Origin of the sequence: Protofrankia sp. Cj3 (assembly GCF_917627355.1) — a bacterium.
GTDB lineage: Bacteria > Actinomycetota > Actinomycetes > Frankiales > Frankiaceae > Protofrankia.
The window spans coordinates 3,775-8,707 of the sequence record NZ_CAKJTR010000201.1; the positions used below are offsets into that span (position 1 = coordinate 3,775).

The 4,933-nt window shown below is 65.9% G+C and carries 4 protein-coding genes; 1 reads left to right on the top strand and 3 read right to left on the bottom strand.

The annotated features are described in order from the left end of the window. On the top strand, positions 1-400 hold a 400-nt coding region (locus MJ783_RS19945), incomplete at its 5' end, for a superinfection immunity protein (RefSeq protein WP_239312594.1). 67 nt (positions 401-467) lie between these two features. Here MJ783_RS19945 and MJ783_RS19950 read toward each other — a convergent pair. The 3 genes from MJ783_RS19950 to MJ783_RS19960 form a co-directional block, all read right to left on the bottom strand. Beyond that, the gene (locus MJ783_RS19950) at positions 468-2,270 is read right to left on the bottom strand and encodes a conjugal transfer protein TraC (RefSeq protein WP_239312596.1); all 1,803 of its coding nucleotides are present in this window, start codon (positions 2,268-2,270) and stop codon (positions 468-470) included. Then, a complete protein-coding gene (locus MJ783_RS19955; RefSeq protein WP_239312598.1) occupies positions 2,267-3,769 on the bottom strand; it encodes an SCO6880 family protein in 1,503 nt (500 codons plus the stop codon). The genes MJ783_RS19950 and MJ783_RS19955 overlap by 4 nt, the downstream gene beginning before the upstream one ends. Positions 3,770-3,776: 7 nt before the next feature. After that, the coding region (locus tag MJ783_RS19960) for a hypothetical protein (protein ID WP_239312600.1) at positions 3,777-4,933 on the bottom strand (1,157 nt) is incomplete at its 5' end.

Consider the following 4,933-nt stretch of genomic DNA (forward strand, 5'->3'; position numbering starts at 1 on the left):
TGCTGGAGTCGTGATACTGCTCGCTGTCGTCTTCGGCATCGCCTTTTACTTTATTCCGACAATTATCGCCGTGGTGCGCAAGCGGCAGGTCGCTTCGGTCTTCGTGATCAATCTTTTCCTCGGCTGGACGCTGGTGGGCTGGGTCGTCGCCATTGCCCTCGCCGTGAGCAGCGGTGGCACCCCGGTACAGGTGAACGTCAATCAGTCGGCGCCGGGTGGGTACATGCCACCAGGTGGCTGGCAGGATCCAAACGCATACCCACCCGCACAGCAGCAGCTTCCTCCGTCGGACGGCTGGCAGGCCCCGCAGGCAGGCTGGCAGGCGCAACAGCAACAACCGTGGGCGTCGCCATCGGCGGATCCCCGCGAGCAGAACCCGCCCTATGGCGGCCGACAGTGACAGTCAGGCGTGACGGAAACCAGAGCCGATGTTCTGGCCATCCCGGGCAGCTGGACTTCTCGAAAAGCTAGATCTCCCGGGAAAGCGGGCCAAAGGGGAAGGTATCCATGACTTCCTCGGGGGCGGCCCTATTCTGGTCTGAGGCCGGAGTGTCGACGGTGAATCTGTCCGGTCCGTACCGGTGTGGTGCCCCGAAGCTGCCAGCCCGGCGCTTCTCCAGGTACTGGGGGTCGCCTTCGCCGTGCTGGTCGGCAGCTGGACCGCTGCTGCTCGCGTAGGCGGGGTCGTTATCACGACCCTCGTGGTCGACCTGGTCCGGATAGCCATAGTCGTCCAGCAGATCTGGGTCGAGATCATCAGGAAAGAGGTTGATATTGTCGACCTCGCCGTGCATCTTTGAGCCGTTGAGGACGACGGGAATCTCCAGATCGCCGACGATATGTTCGACGTAGAACGCACGGTTACCAATGAGCCACAAAGCGAAGCCAGGGTCGAGTCTTGGCAGCATGTCCGAGGCGACGTCGGTAAGGCCGAGCGCCCGCTGGGTTTCCGGGATCTGATCGGATGCCTGCTTGTACAGGATGCGAATCGCCGTTTCGGCGAGCAGGCCTTTGGCCACCTCGACCGAATCCGGCGACGCCGAGAGCAGGTCTGAGATCCGGTGCGCGACGATCGCGTTCGCGCAGCCCCACTGGCGGGCGAGCTTTTGTTGCGCGGACAGCCGTCGGACCAGACCCGCGAAGCGCATCAGTCGCCAGCACTCGTCATAGACGACATAACGCTGCACGCCATCCTGACGCATCAGCGCCGCTTCCATCCAGGCCTGCGCGCAAGTCATGATCAATGCGATCATTTCGTCAGAACCCTGGACCCGTTCGAGGTTGAGCACGGCGATCGGCCGATCGAAGTCCAGCGGGGACGTGGTCGGGCCGTCGAAGAGCCCGCCGAGCGCGCCATGAGTGAGCCTGCGCAGCGTCAGCGTCGCGTCCCGAGAAGAATCCCGCAGTTCGGTAGCGGTTACCGGCAGCCCCGAGCAGTCGGCGTCCGTCGGGTTCGTCATGGCGTCCAGGACGTGCGGCAGCAGCGGGACCGCCTGCCGATCAGTGGAGGCACCGGTGATCTGTCGGGTCACGACATCGAGAGCGAGATCCACGGCGGTGTGCTCCGACGGAGTGAGTGGCACTCCTTTCGCGGTTTCGATCAGTGAGGATAGCAGTGCCGAACGTGCCCGCTTGAGTTCCCGGGCCCAGTCACCGTCCGTCATACCGGGCGGCCGAGGCGGAGCGTCCAACGGGTTGAGCCGGGTTGACAGTCCCGGGCCGATGTAGGTCGGCTCGCAGCCGAGCCGTCGTGCGAGCCTGGTGTACTCCCCTTTGGGATCGCAGGGAACGGCAGCCTGGTAACCGAACGCGGCTCCCCGTGAGATCAGGGTCTTGAGCAGGGAGGACTTGCGTGATCCGACCGAGCCGAACACCGCGAAGTTCGGGTTCTCGATGACCTGTTGGCGGTAGAGCTCGAACACGTCGAAGACAAAGGAGTCACCCGACCAGACATGGCGCCCGATGTACATTCCGGGGGCATTGAGTCCGGCATCCACAACAAACGGGTAGATGCCGGCGATCTGAGCGGTCGTCTCCAGATGGGATGGCAGCCGTAGCCGGTGGAAAAGCCTGCCGGCGTGGGGCCCGGCCAGCCGCGGCGGCTGCTCGCCCCGGCGCAGCGCCGTTCGGGCCCGTCGGATCGCCGCACGTTCGGCTCCCACGGCAGCTCGTTCAGCCCGCGCCGCCGCACGTTCACTCCGGCGTGACTCCTCCTGCTCATACTGGGCTTCTCGGTCCGTTCTGGCTCCGTCTGACCGGTCGACCGTCATGACACCCCTACTGCCAGCGGAAGCGCGGCGACGCTGAACCCCTGGTCTTGTTCGCCTACCAGCCGGACCATCTCCAGCCGACTGCGCGACGCCAAGGTTTCGGCTTCGCCGCACGCGTCGGCCAAGCCGTCCAGATCGTCCGCGGAGACGGTCACGAATCCATGGAAGCGGAATGCGCCGAACCCGGCTATGAGCTCCTGCTCGCGGCGTTCCACTTCGGAGGCTTCCGCCATGTCACGCTGGGTCGTTACCTTGCCAACCTTGTCTCTCATCTGTTGCTCGCCGAGATGAGCCATCCGGCGGCGGTTGACCGCCTTCTCGGCCTTGCGGCCTGGCACCGGCTCGACGACGAGAGAGACTGTCCGCCGGCAGGTTGTTTCCATGAGCAGCGGCGCGAGGAACGCCGCGGGAGATGGGACCCGCGGCCAGCCATTGATCCAATAAGTGGTGTGGAAGCCGGAGTCAGTGCGGTAGTGATCCCAGGCGGCGACCGCGCGTACCGGGCCGGCGATCGCTGGATCGATGCCCGAGGGCAGCCCCGCGAGCCCGCCTGCCCGGTCCGCCGCGGCACCACCGCGTGCGTCGATCATTTCGATCGAGTACGGGTCGTAGGTGGTGCGGATCACCGCGGCCAGAGCGCGCGGTGGCAGCCAGCCGACCGTGTTGATGGATGCCCTGGCCAGCGCGGCCTCCATGGTTCGCAGCTCACCGAGCAGCACAGTACAGGCCGCGTGATCACCGTTCCCGGCGCGCTGGATCGCCCGGCGCACGTCACGTGTGCGTAGCTGGAACGACAGGAAGGTCTCGTGGCGCCGTGCCACCGGGCCGGCCGCGTCGATAACTTCCTGGTACGCCTGGGCTGCCCACGAGCTGTCATGATGCCCTCGCACCCGCCAGTGCCGTTGCAGCTGGTCACCGGAGTCCGGCAGGGTGCGCTCCAGCCACTGGATGCGCGAGAGCCGCCCACCGCCGACGGTCAACCCCGCCAGCAGCTCGCCCCAGGCGTCCACCCTGGCCTGTTGGTCGCCGGACTCAAGCAATGCGAACTGGCTGCCCTGCACCTGCAACACAGCGGTGAACGTCCCCCGCCTGGCGTCCTTCACAACTGCCACGTAACGGCCGTTACCGACCGGTACCGACAGCATCACCAGGGACGACAACGGCCCTGGCAACGCGGTCTTCGAGAGGTGGTCGGCGTTGTCGCCGGTCCGGAACAACGCCCCACGGAACACCGTCTCGCCCATCACCTTCTGCATCGTGAAACCGAAAAGGATCGGCACCCACTGGTCGAGGTTACGGTCGTCGACGCGAACGAATGCGACGAACCCCAGTAGGCCCGCCAGTGCGATCCAGCCAGGAACGAGTATGACCGGGGACCGCAGCGCTCCAAGGATGCACAACATTACTCCGACCATCAGCCCGAGCTGTGGCCAGCGCATGCCGAGGAGGATCCCGCCGCGTTCCAGCGGGCCGAAACGGTAACTGCGTTCGGCGGCCACGCCCCGCTCAGCTTCTTCCGGCGGTGGGGTGGATCGGTGGCGTCGGGGTGCTCATCTTAGACGCCGACGATGGCGACATCGCGGGCGATCCGGTGGATGGGGCAGCTCTTGGCGGGACAGCTCGGGGGACCGGGGTGCGTGGGGAGCGCGCGGAGGTGCCCGCGCGTTCCCTCGCGGGGGCGGCTACGGAGGAACCACCCGCGGAGCTGGCCGGGGCTGGCTGGCCACCACCGGCTCGACCTGCTCGGGCGGTCGGGGTACCGACACGCGTTGCCGGGCCGACGCCGGAGCCGCGCCGGTTGCGCGCCCCGGCCATGGCACCGACCGGAGTGAGATCCCCGGTTACGGGTTGGCCCGTCTCCGCTCCCGGACCGTTACGCTGCCGGCTCTGCAACCGCCCGCCGATCCCCCGGAAGGTTTCCCGCGATGATGAGCCGAGCAGTGCGCCCGCGCCATGGCCGAAACTCGCTGTACCGCGCTTGCCCGCCGTGCCGATCGCCTGCATCACCTGGACGTCGGCCATCCCGATCACATAGAGGAGCGCAAGTGGCGAGAACACCGCGGCAGCCATGATCACAATACCGCTGAGAATCGTCAGTGTCTGGTCCGTGGCCGATCCGGTTGAGTCGCTGGCGATGCTCGCGCCCAAGGTAAAAATCGCATAGATGACGGGCTTGGTGAAAATGAGCGCGGCGAGAATCTCCGCGGCCCGTTTCAGCCAGTTGCGGGTCGACATCGCCGGCTGCCCGGCCAGGTACAGCGGGATGAAAACCGCGACCGCGATGATAGCCACCTCGCGGATGTAGAGAACCAGGAAGAGCGCGAACGAGAACAGTGCGACAAGCAGCGACAGAACCATGTCGAGAGCGAAATTTCCCTGTTGTGGGAGAGCTCGGAGCTGGGCCACCAGGCTCGCGCCCAGCGGTGCGCCGTCGCCGAATGCCTCGGAGATGCCGTCGCTGGCGGAAAGCACCATCTGCAACAGGGCCAGTACGATGAAGGAACCGAAGATCGCGGTACCGGTGGAAGCGAGAGCGCGGCCGAGAATGTACGGGTCCCCGCGCACGGCGCCGATAATGCAGGAACACATGAACAGGCCTGTGACAACCAGGATCGCCACGCCAAAGACGATATTGTAGTTCCTGACGACGTAATCCTGATTCA